Genomic DNA, 17,019 nt, shown 5'->3' with positions numbered 1-17,019 from the left:
GACCCGGTGCACTACTGGTGACCCGGTGACCTCAGCAGCCGCTGAGGACCGACGACAGCTTGGTCTTCTCCTCCGCGTTCACCGTCAGGCTGTAGTGGTGCTTCACGTCCACCCACATCCGGGCGTAGTAGCAGTGGTACGACGTGGTGGGCGGCATCCACTCCGCCGGGTCCTGGTCGCCCTTGCTCTGGTTGACGTTGTCGGTGACGGCGATCAGCTGGGGGCGGCTGAGATCGTTGGCGAAACCTTCCCGCTGGGCGGTGGTCCAACTGTTCGCGCCGGACTTCCAGGCCTCGGAGAGCGGGATGACGTGGTCGATGTCGACGTCGGACGCCGCGGTCCAGGTGCCGCCGTCGTACGGGGACTTCCAGGAGCCCGAGGTGGCCGCACAGCTGGAGTCCTGCTGGACGTTCGTGCCGTCGCGCTTGAGGACGACCTCGCGGGTGTCGCAGGCGCCGGACTGGGTGCTCCAGTGCGGGAACTTGTCGCGGCTGTAGCCGTCGGAGGAGCCCTCGGCCTTCTCCGTGAGCTGCCCCAGGTAGGTGCGGGCGGTGGCGGCGGAGACCGGTGCCGGGGGAGCGGCCTGGGCCGGGGCGCCGGTGAGGAGGGACGCCGCGGAGGCGAGTGCGGTCAGGGCGGTGAGAGTGGCGAGGCGTCGACGCGCGTAGACAGCGGACATACGAACTCCCTTGACGTGGGGGGATGTTGGCCGTTGGGGCGGCCATGCTGACGCGGTGGGGTTTCCTGCGGATGTGCGTCAGGTGACAGGGTCGCGTCAATCCGGTGGTCAGTTCAAGAGACAGTTCAAGAGTCCTGGCGCCGCGTCATGTCCGGCCGCCTGCCCGGGAGTTGGGTTTTCGCGATTCTTCGTGACCTGAGTCACACGCGAGGGGGTCGAAAGGCCCTGGTCCGGGGTGTGCGGACGTCCCGTACGATGGATGGCGCAGAAGGGGAGTAGCTCTTCGCCGGACCGTCGACATACTGCTCAGCTCGCCTGAGCCGGCGCCCGGAGGCAGGCCCCGCCATCCCTGGGATGGACGCGGTCGGCCAGCGAGACCTTCGGCAAGCAGTGCCCGACGTACATGACCGTGTACGTCCGTGTGCGCTGCCGTGCCGAGGTGTCGTACGTGAGGTACAGATTGCTCTCGGTGGGGCAGCCCCGACCGATTGAGGAACCTTGATCAGCATCAGCGTGATGGCGCTCGTCTTCGGCGTCGTCTTCCTTGCCGAACTCCCGGACAAGACAGCGCTGGCCGGGCTCGTCCTCGGGACGCGCTACCGCGCCTCGTACGTCTTCGTCGGGGTCGCCGCCGCCTTCGTCGTCCATGTGGTGCTCGCCGTGGCGGCGGGCAGCGTGCTGACGCTCCTGCCGCAGCAACTGCTGCACGCGCTCACTGGTGTCCTCTTCCTCGGCGGGGCGGCGATGCTGCTCCTGAAGGGCGGGGAGGACGAGGAGGAGGTCCGCGAGCCCAAGGACCAGAGCTTCTGGAAGGTCTCCGGCGCGGGTTTCATGCTCATCCTGGTCGCGGAGTTCGGTGATCTGACGCAGATCATGACCGCGAACCTGGCCGCGCGGTACGACGACCCGCTCTCCGTGGGTCTCGGCGCGGTGCTCGCGCTGTGGGCGGTCGCCGGGCTCGGCATCGTCGGCGGGAAGGCGCTGATGAAGCGTGTTCCGCTCGCGCTCATCACCAAGATCGCGGCGATGCTGATGCTGGGTCTTGGCGTCTGGAGCCTGTACGAGGCGATTGCCTGATTTCCGCCTGACTTCCTGCCTGGATCGTGGTCCCGGAACGGGTGTGACCTGCGGCGCTGGCGCCCGCCGGGGCCTTTTTGTATCGTAGAGAAACAAAGTGGCTCCGCCCGTGTTCCCTGACCGGCGGGCGGAGCTGCCTTGATTCTTCCGCCGGTCCTTTTCTCCGCTTTCTCTGGAGTACGCCGATGACGGCCGACACCACCTCTGTACTGACCGCCCGGGCCCTCCTCCTGGACATGGACGGGACCCTCGTCAACTCCGACGCGGTGGTCGAGCGCTGCTGGCGGCGCTGGTCCGAACGGCACGGGCTCGACTTCGACGAGGTCATCAAGGTCGTCCACGGGCGGCAGGGGTACGCGTCGATGGCGGTGCTGCTGCCGGAGCGGCCCATGGAGGAGAACTACGCGGAGAACCGCCTGATGCTGGCCGAGGAGACCGCGGACATGGAGGGCGTCGTCCCCGTGCCGGGGGCCGAGGCTTTCCTGGCGTCCCTGGAGGGGCTGCCGCACGCACTCGTGACGTCCGCGGACGTGCCCCTGTCGACCGGGCGGATGGCCGCGGCCGGGCTGTCGCTGCCCGCGGTGCGCGTCACCGCGGAGAGCGTAGGGGCGAGCAAGCCCGACCCTGAGGGCTTCCTCAAGGGCGCCGCGGAGCTGGGCTTCGCCCCCGCTGACTGCGTGGTCTTCGAGGACTCCGGGGCGGGCATAGCCGCGGGCCTCGCGGCAGGCATGCGGGTCGTGGGAGTCGGCCCCCGGGCCGGGGAGTTCGGGCCCACCGTGCATGTCGACGACTTGACGGGCGTCATGGTGGAGCCGGCCGAGGGCGGGGCACTGCGACTGACGTTCGCCTGATCCAGGGCTGCTCGCTGCTCGCTGCTTGGGTGGGGGTGACGTGAGCCCCGTCAGGGGCGCGGGGAACTGCGCGATCAGCCGACGCGTGCCTGTGGGCGAGTGGCGGCGGGTAGTGGGCGCTTGCTCTGTGCCGGTTCCGGGGGCTTGCCGTTCGGGCGTCGGGTGTGCCCCCGTCAGGGGCGCGGGGAACTGCGCGATCAGCCGACGCGTGCCTGTGGGCGAGTGGCGGCGGGTAGTGGGCGCTTGCTTTGTGCCGGTTCCGGGCGCTTGCCGTTCGGTCGGCGGGTGTGCCCCGTCAGGGGCGCGGGGAACTGCGCGATCAGCCCCCGCGCACCCGCGGACGAGAAGCAGCCGGGAGCAGGCGCAGGGCCGCCCCGGGCCAGCTGGCGCCGAGGCCGCCGGGTTGGCGGACTTGCAGGGCCGCCGGGGCAGCGGCGCGCGGGGGTGCCGTATGGGCGGACGCAGGGCCGCCGAGGTAGTCGCACCCGGCGGTAGCCGGGGCCTACGGCTCCCTGGTCTCCCGCTCCAGCGCCGCCCGCGTCCGCTCCCCGTAGACCCCCTCGCCGTCCGCCTGCGTCGCGCGGGCGTACTGGAAGCGGGTGACCGCCTCGGCCACCGAGGTGTCATACGTGCCGTCGGCCTCGCCCATGTACAGGTACAGCTGTCGCAGCCGACCCTGGAGTTCCTCGACCTCAGGGCCCCTGTCGCCGCGCTTCAGGACGCCGTCGGCCTTCGGCGTCCCCGACTCCACGGAACCCGTCGCCCGCGCCGTCGAGCGGCTCGGCGGCGGCGTGGAGCGCGGCTTGGCCGAGGCCGTGCTCGACGGGGACGGGGACGAACTCCCCCTGGGGGAAGCGGACTTGGACGTGGAGGCCGGGGCGGACGGGGCCGCGGAGGACGACGGAGCCGCCGTCGACGGCGGCTCCGAGGCGGAGCCCGACGGGGCTGCGCTCGCCGCCCGCGTCGGCACGTCCGGCATCGCCTGCTCCCGTTGCGGCTTGTCCGGTGAGAGCAGCACCGTGGCGAGCACCGCGACGCCCACCACGGCCACCACCGCACTCACCCCCGCGTACAGGCCCGTACGGCCGCGCCTCGGCTCCGCCCCGTCGCCGACCGCACCGTCGTACGGCATCGAGGGCGAGGCCGAGGGCGAGGGCAGCCGCGAGGCGCCCTCCGCCCCCTCGCCCGCCGCGAACAGGCCCACATCCGTCGACCGCGGCGGAGCCACAGCCTCCGGCGGCAGAACGGGCACGGGAGACCGCCCCGGCTCAAGCCCCGCCACCTCCGACTCCGCCTCCGCCTCCGCCTCCCCGGACCCCGGCTCCGGCAGCGTCACATACGGACGTATCCGCAGCGGATCGAAGTCCTCCGCGGCGGCGGCGTCCGCGGACCTCGCGTCCCGTGCCGCGTCGGCGGCCCGCTCCGTACAACCGCAGGCAGGCGCGCTGCCCGGCTCCCGTGACGTACCGCATTCGGGACATCGCTGACCGTGCCGGCGGCCTTCGGCGCCGTCCGGACGTCCTTCCTCCATGCTGCTCACTCTTCGTATCCCACCCCTAGAGAACTCCAGCGATTATGCAGACCGCCGGTTCAACAGGCCATAACGGGTCACACGGATCAGGATGGAGAAGGAGAGGCCCGCGCAGGACGCGCAGGACACGCGGAAGCCCTCAGGAGGTGTCCATGACGCAGGACGTCAGCGCCCGCCCCGCGGGGCCGGAGCCGGATCCCGTCCCCGGGCCCCCGGACGAGCACACCCACGGCGGCGTACTGGTCTCCATCGGTGCGCTGCTGCTCGGCATGCTGCTCGCCGCCCTCGACCAGACCATCGTCTCGACCGCGCTGCCCACCATCGTCAGCGAGCTCGGCGGCATGGAGCACCTCTCGTGGGTCGTCACCGCGTATCTGCTCGCCGCGACGGCCGCGACACCACTCTGGGGCAAGCTCGGCGACCAGTACGGCCGCAAGAAGCTGTTCCAGCTGGCCATCGTGATCTTCCTGGTCAGCTCGGCGCTCTGCGGCATGGCGCAGAACATGCCGCAGCTCATCGGTTTCCGCGCCCTCCAGGGAATCGGCGGCGGCGGTCTGATGGTCCTGTCGATGGCGATCGTCGGCGACATCGTCTCGCCGCGTGAACGCGGCAAGTACCAGGGCCTGTTCGGTGCCGTCTTCGGTGCGACGAGTGTCCTCGGGCCGCTGCTCGGTGGCCTGTTCACCGAACATCTCAGCTGGCGCTGGGTCTTCTACATCAACCTGCCCATCGGCGTCGTCGCGCTCATCGTCATCGCCACCGCCCTGCACATCCCGGTGCGCTCGACGAAGCACGTCATCGACTACCTCGGCACCTTCCTCATCGCGGCCGTCGCCACCTGCCTCGTCCTCGTCGCGTCGCTCGGCGGCACCACCTGGGAGTGGGGCTCGCCGCAGATCGTCGGCCTCGCGGTGCTCGGCGTCGTGCTCGCCGTGGCGTTCGTGGCCATCGAGCGCAAGGCGGCCGAACCGGTCATCCCGATGAAGCTGTTCCGGGTCAGGACGTTCACGCTCTCCGCGATCATCAGCTTCGTCGTCGGCTTCGCGATGTTCGGCGCGATGACCTATCTGCCGACGTTCCTCCAGGTCGTCCAGGGCGTCTCGCCGACGATGTCGGGTGTGCACATGCTGCCGATGGTGATCGGCATGCTGATCGCGACGACGGCGTCCGGCCAGATCGTCAGCCGCACGGGCCGCTGGAAGGTGTTCCCGATCGCGGGCACGGGAGTCACCGCCCTCGGTCTGCTGCTGCTCCACCAACTCGACGAGAACAGCGGCACGGGAGAGATGAGCGTCTACTTCTTCGTCTTCGGCTTCGGGCTCGGCCTGGTCATGCAGGTCCTGGTGCTGATCGTGCAGAACGCGGTCCCGTACGGGGATCTGGGCGTCGCCACGTCCGGCGCGACGTTCTTCCGCTCCATCGGAGCCTCGTTCGGTGTCGCGATCTTCGGCACGATCTTCGCCAACCGCCTCGTCAACAGCCTCTCCGACGCCGTCGCGGGCCAGCAGTTGCCGCCCGGCGTCAGCGCGGACTCCCTCACGGCCGACCCGCGGGGCATCGCCGAACTCCCGGCGGCCCTGCGCCCGGACGTCATCCACGCGTACGCGTCGTCGATCACGGACGTCTTCCTGTACGCGGCGCCGGTGGCCCTGGTCGCGTTCGTCCTGGCCTGGTTCCTGCGCGAGGACAAGCTGCGCGGCTCGGTCACGGCGCCCGATCCGACACAGACGCTCGCCAGCAACCCCGTCGAGCGTTCGTCGTACGACGAGGTGGCGCGGGCACTCTCGGTCCTCGGCACGCGGGAGGGCCGCCGCGAGATCTACGTACGCATCACCGAACGCGCGGGCTACGACCTGCTGCCCGGTGCCAGCTGGCTCCTGCTGCGCATCAGCCGGCACGGCCACGTGGAACCGGCGGTGCTCGCCGAACGCAGCCCCGTGCCGCTCTCCGTGATCACGGCCGCGTCCCGCCAGGTCGAGGAGCGCCGGCTCGCCCGGCGCGAGGGCATGGGCCTGCGGCTGACCGACGAGGGCCGGGTGGCGGTCGCCAAGCTGGCCAAGGCACGCGAGGAGTCCCTGGCCGAGCTGCTCGGCGACTGGTGGGGTCCCGACCGGCCCACCGACCTGGTGCAGCTCGTCGAGGAGCTGGGCGCCGAGATGTGCGGCTCGGACGCGGAACAGCCGTACAACGGTCCGCACGGCGGCGGCCCAGGTGGGCCCGGAAGGACCGGCAGGCCGCCACAGCGCGGCGTCGCGGCCTGAGCGGCGCCACAGCGCGGCGCCACAGCGCGGCGTCGCGGCGCAACGCCGCTCAGGGCGGGGACCGGAGTGCGAGTCCGGGCTCAACCGGCCGCCGGGGCCAGCTTCTTGGCGTACCAGCACTCGGCGTACATCCGCTCGGTCAGCGGCTCGCTCTCCTCGTAGCCGTGCCGTGCGTAGAGCGCCCTGGCCTCGACCAGATCGAGGCGGGTGTCGAGGATGAGCCGCTCCGCGCCGAGCGCGCGGGCCGCGTCCTCGGCGGCGGCGAGGAGGAGCGCGGCGCCGCCCTTGCCGCGCATGTCCTCGCGCAGGAAGACGCGCTTGAGCTCGGCGGTACGGAAACCCTTCAGGTCGCCCATGAGCCGCACCCCGGCCGTGCCCGCGGGCTCGCCGCCGTACCGGGCGACGAGGAGTACGCCGGTGGGCGGGCGCAGGCTCTGGTCCGTCTCGGCGGCGATCTCGCGCTCCAGCTCTCCGGGGTCGGTCCTTCGCCCGTCGTGGAGGAGGTAGTACCGGTCGCTGACCTCCGTGTAGTACGCGCGCCAGAGCGCCGCGGCGACAGGGGAGTCGACGGCTTCGGGAGCGACGGCCCAGGAGGCGGGCCCCGCGGTGCTGGTCTCGATGTGGGTGGTCATGAGGGCCATTCAGAACCCGACTGCCCTGCCCCGCAAGCGAATTACCGGGCCCGCGGTGCTCCCCGGTGCCACTGCCCTCGACGACGCCCCGGGGTCAGTCCTTGCGTCCGGTCGCGGCGATGCCGACGCCGAGCCCGATCATGGTCAGCCCGCCGGCCCCGCCGACCATCGAGAGCCGCCGCGGCGAGTGCGCGAACCAGCCGCGCGCGGTGGCCGCGACCAGCCCCCACACACTGTCGGACGCCAGGGCGATGGCGTTGAAGACCAGGCCGAGCAGCAGCATCTGCAGCATCACGTGCCCCTCCTCGCGGTCGACGAACTGCGGCAGCACGGCGGCGAAGAAGACGAGGGTCTTCGGGTTGGCCACGCCGACCGCGAACCCTTCCCACACCGTACGCAGCCCGCTGCGGGCGGGAGCGTCACCGGTGAACGCGGCGTGCAGCGACCCGCGTTGGCGCACCGCCTTGACTCCCAGATACACCAGGTAGGCGGCTCCGAGCAGCTTCAGCGCGGTGAAGACGACGACGGAGCGCTCGACGACGGACCCCACCCCGAGCGCGACGGCCACCACGAGCACGTACGCACCGATCGTGTTCCCCACCACGGAGGTCAACGCGGCCCGGCGCCCCTGCGCCAGCGCCCGCCCGACGACGAACAGGACGCTGGGCCCGGGGACCACGATGAGCAGGAAGGACATGGCCGCGAAGGCGAGTATCCGGTCGGTGGACATCATGGGCCCATGGCACCACGGGCCGGGGAGGCGCCGGTACTGCTTTTTCCCGGCCCCATCCGCCTCCCCCGCGTCCCGGCTACTCGCTCTTGGGCGCGGCCTGCTGCACGACCTCGAACGACCACACCGCGGCGCTGCTCGATGCGGGCTTGGGCCGCTCGCCACCACCGGCGGCGCCACCCTGGTGGGCGGCCTTCATGGGGCCCTCCATCCACGCCTTGAAGGACTCCTCGTCACGCCAGCGCGTGTAGACCAGGTAGTCATCGGTGCCCTCGATGGGGCGCAGCAGCTCGAACCACTCGAAGCCGTCCGCGCTCTCCACGGCGCCGGCGCGGGACGCGAAGCGCGATTCCAGGGTCTCTCGCTGCTCGGCGGAGACGGTCAGGACGTTGATCTTTACGATGCTCATGCGCCCATCCTCGCGCATGGCCCCCTCCCGCCATCCGCCCCCATGCGCTCAGCGCGGGTGGCGTTCGCGCCAGGCCTTGGCCACCTCGTCCACGTCGTAGGGCTTCAGGCCGAGGGGCGGGCCCGGGGGCGGCATGCGCAGGGCCTCGCGGATCTTGGTGTTGAGGTCCGTGACCAGCGTGCGGGCCGCCTGTTCGGAGGGGGCGTCCGGCGCCGCGGCCAGGACGTCCTCGGCCTCCTTGCGCAGGGCGAGGGTCGGGGGGAGGTGCGAGAGGCCCTCGCGGACCATCTTCTGCTTGATCCACCACTGCTCGTCGTGTGACGTGGTGTTCAGGCCGTCGGGCAGGGGCTTGCCGCGGCCCTTCAGGGTGGCGAAGTCGCCCCGCTCCTCGGCCTCGCGGATCTGCTTGTCGATCCAGGACTCGAAGCTGACCTCAGGTGGTTTCCGTTCAGTCATACGTCCATTGTTCCAGGCGGTCGTGCGGTCGCGTGAGGTCCGCCATAGGATGCGGCGGCGCGGGGGCGTGTGCGGCCGCCGCGCGTTCTGACCGCCGAGAGCTGGGGGAGCGTACGTGCTGGAGCTGACCATGGCCTCCTTGCCGGGGGCGGACGAAGGTGCGACGGCGGGCATGCTCATGGCTGACGCGCCGAGCGCACCGGGTTCCGTGCTGCGGGTGGGGCGCGACCGCAGCGTGTGCCGTCTTGTGCCCCCCGATGACTGGCTGTTCGTGTCGCGTACGCACCTGGAGTTCCGCTGCGGAACGGACGGGGCCTGGACCGTCACCTGGCTGCGCGGGTCGCATCCCGAGCCCGCGTCGGAGGTGCGGCTCACCGTGGGCGGTGCGCCGTCGCTCCTTGAGTACGGGGGCACGGTGCCGCTGCCCCGGGGCGGTTCCGGTGACGTCGTCATCCAGGACCGGGCCGGGCCGCGCAGCGTGAACGTCGGGTTCTATCAGGAGGGTTGAGGCCGGCCGGGCCTCGCCGGGCAGGAGGGTTGAGGCCGGCCGGGGGCTGGCCAGGGCCGGTTCGCCCGGCCTGGCGCTCAGTCCAGTACGCGGGCCAGCGCCAGGCCGTCGTACCCCTTCGTGCCCACTGTCTGCAGCGCCGTGCCGCTCAACCTCGGGTGCTCGGCGATGATTTCCAGCGCCTTGCGCGTGCCCTGGACGCTGGGGTCGACGGAGTCGGCGTGGGCGACCGCGCCGCTTCGTACGACGTTGTCGATGATGATGAGGCTGCCGGGGCGGGTGAGCTTGAGCGACCACTCCACGTAGTGCGGGTTGTTGGCCTTGTCCGCGTCGATGAAGACCAGGTCGAAGGGGGCCGCGTCCTCCGCCACGAGCGCAGCGAGCGAGTCGGTGGCCCGGCCCACCCGGACCTCGGTGAGCTTGTCGAGGCCGGCGCGGGCGAGGTTGCCGCGGGCCACGTCCGCGTGCACCGGGGAGTACTCCAGAGTGACGAGGCGGCCGTCCGCGGGCAGGGCGCGGGCCAGCCAGATGGTGCTGTAGCCGCCGAGCGTGCCGATCTCGAGGATGCGGTGCGCGCCCTGGATCTGGGCGAGGAGCTGGAGCAGCTTGCCCTGGTTCGGCGCGACGCTGATCTGCGGCAGACCGGCGGCGTCACTGTCGTGCAGGGCCGCGGTCAGTGCCTCGTCGGCAGGGGTCAGGAGATCGGTGAAGTACGTGTCGACCGCGTTCCATTGCTGCTGGTTCATGAAGGCCTTTCCAGGTATTCGTTAGGTTCGCTAACGATGCTAGTGGGGTGGGGGCCGATTGTCAGTGGGGGCTCGCATACTGGGGTTGTCGGTCCGTGATGGCGGGACGAGGGCTGTGGGCTGCGGGGGTTGAGATGACGTACGGGGCTGGGGCTGGGCCGGAAGCCGGGGTAGGGGTCGGGGTCGGACGGGAGTTGCCGGCGGCGGCGATCCGGGGGCTTGCCGATCGGTGGCTGCCGCTGATGGCTTCGACGGGGGCGGGGCCGGGAGCGGGGCCCGGGCGGGCGCGGGGGCGCGGTGATGGGGCCGGGGCCGGGGACTTCGTGTGCTCGCCCGCCGGGCTGTGGCTCGCGCTGGCCGCCGTCGCGGTGGGCGCGCGGGAGGAGACCGCCGTGGAGCTGCGGGAGTTGCTCGGCGTCGCGGGTGAAGAGGCCGCCGGTGTGGTCACGGCGGCGGCGCGGGCGTTGGGCGGCACGGACGCCGTGGCCGTCGCGACCCGCGTGTGGAGCCGGGTTCCGGTGTACCGCGCCTATCGAGAAGCGCTGCCGGACGTGGGATTCGGGCCGATGGACCCGGAGGGCATCGACGCGTGGGTGCGGGAGGCGACGGATGGCCTCATCGAGCGGCTGCCGGTGGTGATCACTCCGGATGTGCTGCTCGTCCTGGTCAACGCGCTTGCGCTCAAGGCGCGTTGGGAGATCCCCTTCGAAGGGGCGGGCACGCGGGACCAGGACTTCACCGACGCCCTCGGCGTGCGGCACCGGGTGCCGACGATGCACCGGCCCGTGCCGCTGAACTGCGCCTGGACCGTGGGCGGCGCGAGTGTCATCGAGCTGAAGTGCAGGTCGGACGGCGGGCGGGCGCCGGCCCGGGTGCGGTTCGTGCTCGGCGAGCCGGGCGCCGGCGCCGCCGAGGTGCTGCCGCTCGCCTGGGCGGCGGAAGGCCGCTGGACGGGGATCGACGCCGAGCAGATCAACATGGCGCTGCCGCGGATGTCCCTGCGGACGCGGGTCGATGCGACGGAGCAGTTGGCGGCGCTGGGCGTGCGGTGGGCGATGAGTGAGGGGGCCGACTTCTCCGGGATGTCACCGGAGGAGCTCGCGATATCGCAGGTGGTGCAGGAGGCCGTGGTGACGGTTGCGGAGGAGGGGGTGGAGGCGGCGGCGGTTACGGCTGTGCCGGTGGCTGCCGGGGCTCCGTATGTCCCTCGACGGATCGAGTGGATCGCCTTCAACCGGCCGTTCGGGGTTGTGGTGCTTGATGGGGCGGGGGAGGTGCCGTTGTTTGTGGGGTGGCAGGCGGGGGTCCCGGGGTAGGGGCGGGTTCTTCCCCAACCCCGCCCCTTCCCGAAAACCCGCTCGGCGCGGGGGCCTTGGTGACCCTCATCACCGGCTTCGCCGAGTTCGTCCTCAAACGCCGGACGGGCTACTTCTCCACCGGCAGCCGGGCTACTTCTCCACCGCCGGCCGCGACCCCGGCAGCGGCCGGCCCGCGCTCTCGGTCATGAACCACACCGCGATGCCGCCCACCACGGCCGCGGCCATCATGTAGTACGCGGGCATCATCATGTTCCCCGTCGCTCCGATCAGCGCCGTCACCACCAGCGGTGTCGTGCCTCCGAAGATCGATACGGAGATGTTGAAGCCGATGGAGAGCGAGCCGTAGCGGACCTTGGTCGGGAAGAGGGCCGGGAGCGTCGACGGCATCGAGGCCGTGAAGCAGACCAGGAGCAGGCCGAGCGCCGCCATGCCGAGGCCGATCGCCCAGAGCGAGCCCTCGCGGATCAGGAGCAGCGCGGGGACGGAGAGGAGCAGGAAGCCGACGCAGCCCGCGGCGATCACCGGGCGGCGGCCCACCCGGTCGGTCAGCGCGCCCGCGAACGGCTGGACGCACATCATCAGCGCCATCACCGCCAGGACGACCAGGAGGCCGTGCGTCTCGTCGTACTTGAGCTCGCTCGTCAGGTAGCTCGGCATGTACGACAGGAGCATGTAGTCCGTGACGTTGAAGACGAGGACCAGGCCCATGCACAGGAGCAGTGCCTTCCACTGACCCTGGACCATGTCGCGCAGCCGCACCTTCGGGCGGGACTGCTCGTCCTTGTGCGCCTTGGTGAGCTCCGCGGCGAACGCCGGGGTCTCCTCCAGCCTCATCCGCAGGTACAGGCCGATCAGGCCCATCGGGCCCGCGATCAGGAACGGGATGCGCCAGCCCCAGGAGAGGAGGTCGTCGGTGGAGAGCAGGGCCGTCATCAGGGTGACCAGGCCCGCGCCGCCGATATAGCCCGCCAGGGTGCCGAACTCCAGCCAGCTGCCGAGGAAGCCCCGTTTCTTGTCGGGTGCGTACTCGGCGATGAACGTGGCCGCGCCCGCGTACTCGCCGCCGGTGGAGAAGCCCTGCACCAGGCGGGCGAGCAGGAGCAGGATCGGGGCGCCCACGCCGATGGAGGCGTAGGACGGGATCAGGCCGATCGCGAAGGTTCCCGCGGCCATCATGATCATGGTGAGGGCGAGGATCTTCTGGCGGCCGATGCGGTCGCCGAGCGGGCCGAAGACCATGCCGCCGAGCGGGCGGATCAGGAAGGCCGCGGCGAAGGCGCCGAAGGTGGAGAGCAGTTGGGCCGTGGGGTTGCCCGAGGGGAAGAAGACCTTGCCCAGCGTCACGGCGATGTAGCTGTAGACACCGAAGTCGAACCACTCCATCGCGTTGCCGAGGGCCGCCGCCTTCACCGCCCGCTTGACCAGCGCCGGGTCGACGACGGTGACGTCCGCCGAGGCGTGCGCGGACGGAGGGGCCTGGGTCTGCGAAGCGACGGGTGCGACGGGTGCGACGGATGCGGCTGCCGGCAAGGGTTCGCTCGCCTGCCTCTCGGTTGACTGCAAGTACAGAGCCGCCCAGCGCGGGGCGGCCCGCAAGCGACCATAGGTGTAGGCGGCATCATTACGGTCGGTGTCCGGCCAACCGCACACCGCGCGGAAAGCGCCGCTATCCAGGGCAAATGGTTCCGCTTGTGGAGGTGGCGAGAAGACGTCCTTGTGATCTATGTCGCGGCTTCCGCGGGGAACCGCCCGGCGGGGTACGGGTCGTCGTTCCATGAAGGGGAAGTGGACGACTCGTGGAGATCAGGTCGTCAACCGGACAAAAGGGCTGGTTGGGAAGTCTGCTCGAAAGCCGGCAGAAAGCGGCATGGCTGCCAGGTGAAATGGGGGTGGCGTGCGTCTTATCCGTGGGCGCGAGCCTCTCGGGTCCGGGCGCGTATCGCGGGGCCGCGGGAGAACTCTCGGAGCCGACCGGACGTTGGGACCGAGCAGAGAAGACGAGCGGGGCGGGAGGGTCGACGGCGCGTGGCGAATGTTGAGCACGGAGGACCGGGAAATGCCTTTGGGGCGGGGGCGCCCGACACGCCGAGGACGCGGATCGGGGCGCTCCGCGTCGCCCTCTGGCTGATCGCGGCCGTACTCGCGGTACGACAGGTGGCGGTCGTCCTACGGACGCCGAAAGGGGAGCGGCTCACCGACCTGGAGACCTGGATCGGCCCGGACGGCGTCCTGCATGTGAACGGTTCCTTCTACGACGCGGACAAGTTCACCGGCACCCCCTTCGCCGGACTCGTCCTCAAACCCTTCTCGCGCGCGGCCGAGCAAGCACTCGGCTGGGGCTGGACGTTCGGCACGCTGATCCTCGTCGTGGTGCTCGGCCTCGTCGCCGCCCGCGCCCTGCCGCAGCCCGTGTCCCGGCGCACCTCACTGCTGGCCGCGCCCGTCGCGATCTGCCTCCTGATGCTGTCGCTCCCGGTGCGCAACACCCTGCACCTGGGCCAGACCAGCATCATCCCCGTACTCCTCGTCCTGCTCGGCTGCTTCGCGGTGCGCGGTGAGCGGGCCAGCGGCGTCCTCGTCGGTATCGGGGCCGCGCTCCAGCCCACCCTGCTGCTCTTCGCCGCCCTGTTCTGGTTCACCGGCCGCAGGCGCGCCACGGCGTCCACCGGCGCCACCTTCCTCGCCGTCACCGCCCTCGCCTGGGCCGCGATGCCGCACGACTCGTGGACGTACTGGATCCATCACCTGGCCGGCGCGGGCCTCGGCGCGAGCCCGTCCGGTCTCGCCAACCAGTCGCTGCACGGCGCCCTGCTCCGGTTCGGCCTCGAAGGGCCGCTGGAGATCGGCGTCTTCGTGGCCCTGGGCGCGACCGTCGTCTGGTTCGGCGTGCGCCGCGCCGTCCGCTTCGCCAAGGACGGACAGCTGCTGCTCGCCGTCGCGATCACCGGCTGCGTAGCCGTCGCCGTGTCTCCGGCGACCTGGCAGCACCAGCTCCTGTGGGTGCTGCTCGCGGTGGTCGGCCGGGCCGGCAGGAAGCAGTCCGACCGGTACATGTGGCCGGTGGCCGTCGTCCTCGTGTCGACGCTCCCGGCGAAGATGATGCTGCCGAACATGCCGGTCGTGGAGCCCGTCCGCGACAACGTCGTGCTGATCGCCGCGCTCGCCGCCGCCACGGTGGTGCCGTTCCTCTCCCGCACGGATCCGCGGTACCAAGAGCCCATCGCCACCGACTACGCCAAACCGGCGCCCGCGCGCTGGAGTTGGGTGCCCCTGCTCCCGTTCTGGCGGCGGGTCACGACCCGGCCGAACCTCCTCCTCGAACTGCTCCTGATCCGCGTCGGCTACTCCGCCTACCAGCAGGCACGGCTCGCCGCGACGGGCGGCACCAACTCGGGAGGGCGAGCTACCGCCGAGCAGCACGGCGAACAGGTCCACGCGATCGAGCGGTTACTGCACATCGACATCGAGCACTGGGTCAACCACGCGGTGGTGAAGGTCAACTGGCTGGAGGAGTTCTTCAACTTCTACTACACGTCGTTCCACTTCGTGGTGCCGCTGACCGTCCTCGGAGTGCTGTACGTCCGGCGCCCCGCCGACTACCGCTGGGCACGCACCGCGCTCGGCTTCGCGACCGTCCTCGCGCTCGTCGGATTCTGGCTCTACCCGCTGGCCCCGCCGCGCCTGATGCCCGAGCTCGGCTTCATCGACACGGTGCACGGCGTGCAGGACTTCACCCAGCCCGACTACGGCACGCTGACCGCGCTCACCAACCAGTACGCGGCGATGCCCTCGCTGCACTTCGGCTGGTCGCTGTGGTGCGGCGTGGTGATCATGATCCTCGCGCCGAGGCTGTGGATGAAGGCGCTCGGCCTGCTGCATCCGCTGTTCACGGTCTCCGCGATCGTCGCCACCGGAAACCACTGGGTCCTCGACGCGGTGGGCGGCGCGGCCGTCGTGGGCGCGGGCTTCGGCCTCGGCTACCTCCTGGCGGGGCCCCGGGTGGACAGCGCCCTGAAGGTGGCCACGGGGGCACGGCCGCCGGTCATCGACATGACGAAGGACTCGGCGAAGGACCGTACCCCGAGCTGATCTCGTACGTCCCCGGCGCGGAGACCGTGAGCCGGGTGAACTCGCCCTGCCGTCGCAGGCAGGCTCCTTCCGCCCGGAGCCACCGCGAGTACACCAGGCGCAGCGTCACCGGCCCCCGGGAGGGGACGCGCACCACCATGGCGGAGTCGGTGGACCGCACGACGGTCGCGGGCTTCGACACCATCGGCACCGCGTCCTTCACCCGGTACACCCGCCAGTGCGCGTCCCGCCACACCGGTTCGAGCCACGTGGGGCCACTGGCGACCAAGGCCGCCTCGTCCTCGGCGAACCCGTCCGGCTTGCCCGACGGCAGCACCACATAGCCGACCGCCCACTTGTCCAGCCAGGCCCGGTAGGTGGTCGCCGAGAACGACCCGTCGTAGAAGAGGCGACCGCGCTCGATGTCGAGCTGACGGTTCCAGCCGCGCGCCATGTTCACGTACGGCGCCAGGGCCGTCGCCTCGCGGTGGTTGCGGGCCGGGACCACCTCCACGCGCCCCCGGTCGGCGCCGAGCCGATCGAGTTCCCGCACCACACCGCGGGTGTCGGCGGCCCACTTGGGCACGGCCGTGGACACCGTCAGATCGGCCACCGTCTTCTGCGTCACCCAGGCCGTGGACAGCACGAGCGCGACGGTGAGCACGACGCGGCGTACGCGCGACAGTGCGGGCATCAGCAGGGCGCCGAGCAGCGCGGTGGGCGCGAGCAGCTCGGCCAGGCGCTCCACGTTCGTGCCGATGGGGGACGGGATGAGATACGTCAGGACCGTCCCCGCCGCGTACACGCCCGCTCCCCACCGCAGCACGCGCCACTCGCGCGGAGCCGCCGCGATGAGCGCCAGGCTGAACAGCACCGGCGGGAAGATCCGGTCGAAGGGCATCAAGTGCTCGCCGTTGAACGGGAAGAGCACGGTGGTCGCGCCCACGACCACCACCGGCGGCACGATCAGGGCGGCGGCCCGGCCCCAGTCCCGTACGAGGAAATAGGCGGCGCCCGCCACCACGAGGAAGAGCCCCGCCACCGGGCTGGACATGGTGGCGAGCGTCGCGCACGCCACGGCCGCCGCCACGCGCCGCTCCCGCACGAGCACCAGGCAGGCGGCGAACCCGAAGGCGATGCCGAGCGCGAAGGTCGTGCGGCCCGACGCGACGTTGCACCACACCGCGAGGGAGGCGAGGACGGCGGGCCACAGCGGGCGCCGCATGCCGGTGCGTTCGACGAGCGCGGCGACCAGCCAGGCACCGGCGACGCCCGACACCACCGTCACCGTCTTCACGCCCACGGCGGCCATCAAGTAGGGCGAGATCAGGGAGTAGTTGGCGGTGTGCATGCCGCCGTACCAGAACAGGCCGTACGCGGAGGCCCCGTGCTCGGACGCGAAGCGCGCCCACGCGTACTGCGCCGCCAGGTCGCCGCCACCGGTGGCGAGGAAGGCCGCCCACACCGCGTACAGCGGAAGGGTGGGAAGGGTGGCGATGAGCGGAATGCGGTTGCGCCGGCAGAAGGCGCGGAGGGAGGCCTTCCGCTCATTGGGTGCGCTGCCCGACGGCGCGAGGGGGAGACCTGCGGAGACCACGGCAACCGTTTCCGTTCGAAGTCTTGGAGAAGCAAGGCTTGCTTCTCAAGACGCGCCCCGCAACAGAAACGTTGGTTCCGGGCGGCGCCTGGCCGGATCTGCCCCTTGATCGGACAGGACGCGGGGGCAGGCCGCCAGGGGGGAGGCAGGGGCAG

General features: G+C 71.3%; 15 protein-coding genes. 6 read left to right on the top strand and 9 right to left on the bottom strand.

Translation table 11 applies throughout. From position 1 onward, the window contains the following. Positions 1 to 31: 31 nt before the first annotated feature. Positions 32 to 679 carry an HNH endonuclease family protein gene (locus ABXJ52_RS11300; protein ID WP_367041485.1) on the bottom strand — a complete coding sequence of 216 codons (648 nt, stop codon included), beginning with the start codon at positions 677 to 679 and terminating at the stop codon, positions 32 to 34. A gap of 498 nt (positions 680 to 1,177) precedes the next feature. On the opposite strand from ABXJ52_RS11300, the gene ABXJ52_RS11295 reads away from it, so the two are divergent. Beyond that, complete coding sequence (locus ABXJ52_RS11295) at positions 1,178 to 1,756, top strand: TMEM165/GDT1 family protein (RefSeq protein WP_367041483.1); 579 nt, start codon at positions 1,178 to 1,180, stop codon at positions 1,754 to 1,756. Positions 1,757 to 1,941: 185 nt separating this feature from the next. Continuing rightward, positions 1,942 to 2,607, top strand: a complete 666-nt coding sequence (locus tag ABXJ52_RS11290; RefSeq protein ID WP_367041481.1) for an HAD-IA family hydrolase — start codon at positions 1,942 to 1,944, stop codon at positions 2,605 to 2,607. Between the two features lie 502 nt (positions 2,608 to 3,109). On the opposite strand, the gene ABXJ52_RS11285 is transcribed toward ABXJ52_RS11290, so the two are convergent. Then, positions 3,110 to 4,138, bottom strand: a complete 1,029-nt coding sequence (locus ABXJ52_RS11285; protein ID WP_367041480.1) for a peptidoglycan-binding domain-containing protein — start codon at positions 4,136 to 4,138, stop codon at positions 3,110 to 3,112. A gap of 152 nt (positions 4,139 to 4,290) precedes the next feature. On the opposite strand from ABXJ52_RS11285, the gene ABXJ52_RS11280 reads away from it, so the two are divergent. After that, positions 4,291 to 6,399: an MDR family MFS transporter gene (locus ABXJ52_RS11280; protein WP_367041478.1), complete on the top strand. Its 2,109-nt coding sequence runs from the start codon at positions 4,291 to 4,293 to the stop codon at positions 6,397 to 6,399. 80 nt (positions 6,400 to 6,479) lie between these two features. Here ABXJ52_RS11280 and ABXJ52_RS11275 read toward each other — a convergent pair whose 3' ends face one another. The 4 genes from ABXJ52_RS11275 to ABXJ52_RS11260 form a co-directional block, all read right to left on the bottom strand. Continuing rightward, positions 6,480 to 7,031: a GNAT family N-acetyltransferase gene (locus ABXJ52_RS11275; RefSeq protein ID WP_367041476.1), complete on the bottom strand. Its 552-nt coding sequence runs from the start codon at positions 7,029 to 7,031 to the stop codon at positions 6,480 to 6,482. 94 nt (positions 7,032 to 7,125) lie between these two features. Beyond that, positions 7,126 to 7,764: a LysE family translocator gene (locus ABXJ52_RS11270; protein WP_367041474.1), complete on the bottom strand. Its 639-nt coding sequence runs from the start codon at positions 7,762 to 7,764 to the stop codon at positions 7,126 to 7,128. Positions 7,765 to 7,840: 76 nt separating this feature from the next. Beyond that, positions 7,841 to 8,170: an antibiotic biosynthesis monooxygenase gene (locus ABXJ52_RS11265; protein ID WP_367041472.1), complete on the bottom strand. Its 330-nt coding sequence runs from the start codon at positions 8,168 to 8,170 to the stop codon at positions 7,841 to 7,843. Between the two features lie 48 nt (positions 8,171 to 8,218). After that, complete coding sequence (locus ABXJ52_RS11260; RefSeq protein ID WP_367041470.1) at positions 8,219 to 8,626, bottom strand: DUF1992 domain-containing protein; 408 nt, start codon at positions 8,624 to 8,626, stop codon at positions 8,219 to 8,221. Positions 8,627 to 8,741: 115 nt separating this feature from the next. Here ABXJ52_RS11260 and ABXJ52_RS11255 point away from each other — a divergent pair, with 115 nt between their 5' ends. Continuing rightward, positions 8,742 to 9,134: a hypothetical protein gene (locus tag ABXJ52_RS11255; protein WP_367041469.1), complete on the top strand. Its 393-nt coding sequence runs from the start codon at positions 8,742 to 8,744 to the stop codon at positions 9,132 to 9,134. A 77-nt stretch (positions 9,135 to 9,211) separates the two neighbouring features. On the opposite strand, the gene ABXJ52_RS11250 is transcribed toward ABXJ52_RS11255, so the two are convergent. Then, a complete protein-coding gene (locus tag ABXJ52_RS11250; RefSeq protein ID WP_367041467.1) occupies positions 9,212 to 9,880 on the bottom strand; it encodes an O-methyltransferase in 669 nt (222 codons plus the stop codon). A gap of 242 nt (positions 9,881 to 10,122) precedes the next feature. Between ABXJ52_RS11250 and ABXJ52_RS11245 the strand changes: the two genes are divergently transcribed. Beyond that, positions 10,123 to 11,196: a serpin family protein gene (locus ABXJ52_RS11245; protein WP_367041465.1), complete on the top strand. Its 1,074-nt coding sequence runs from the start codon at positions 10,123 to 10,125 to the stop codon at positions 11,194 to 11,196. A gap of 132 nt (positions 11,197 to 11,328) precedes the next feature. Here ABXJ52_RS11245 and proP read toward each other — a convergent pair whose 3' ends face one another. Further along, the gene (gene proP, locus ABXJ52_RS11240; RefSeq protein WP_367041464.1) at positions 11,329 to 12,729 is read right to left on the bottom strand and encodes a glycine betaine/L-proline transporter ProP; all 1,401 of its coding nucleotides are present in this window, start codon (positions 12,727 to 12,729) and stop codon (positions 11,329 to 11,331) included. Positions 12,730 to 13,224: 495 nt separating this feature from the next. On the opposite strand from proP, the gene ABXJ52_RS11235 reads away from it, so the two are divergent. Next, positions 13,225 to 15,288: a bifunctional glycosyltransferase 87/phosphatase PAP2 family protein gene (locus ABXJ52_RS11235; protein WP_367041462.1), complete on the top strand. Its 2,064-nt coding sequence runs from the start codon at positions 13,225 to 13,227 to the stop codon at positions 15,286 to 15,288. On the opposite strand, the gene ABXJ52_RS11230 is transcribed toward ABXJ52_RS11235, so the two are convergent. After that, positions 15,242 to 16,864 carry a hypothetical protein gene (locus ABXJ52_RS11230; RefSeq protein WP_367041460.1) on the bottom strand — a complete coding sequence of 541 codons (1,623 nt, stop codon included), beginning with the start codon at positions 16,862 to 16,864 and terminating at the stop codon, positions 15,242 to 15,244. The two genes, ABXJ52_RS11235 and ABXJ52_RS11230, sit on opposite strands and share 47 nt — an antisense overlap. Positions 16,865 to 17,019 lie beyond the last annotated feature (155 nt).

Origin of the sequence: Streptomyces sp. Je 1-332, assembly GCF_040730185.1 — a bacterium.
Taxonomy (GTDB): Bacteria; Actinomycetota; Actinomycetes; order Streptomycetales; family Streptomycetaceae; genus Streptomyces.
Note: the sequence above shows the minus strand (reverse complement) of the source record. Positions and strands in the feature narration are given on the sequence as shown.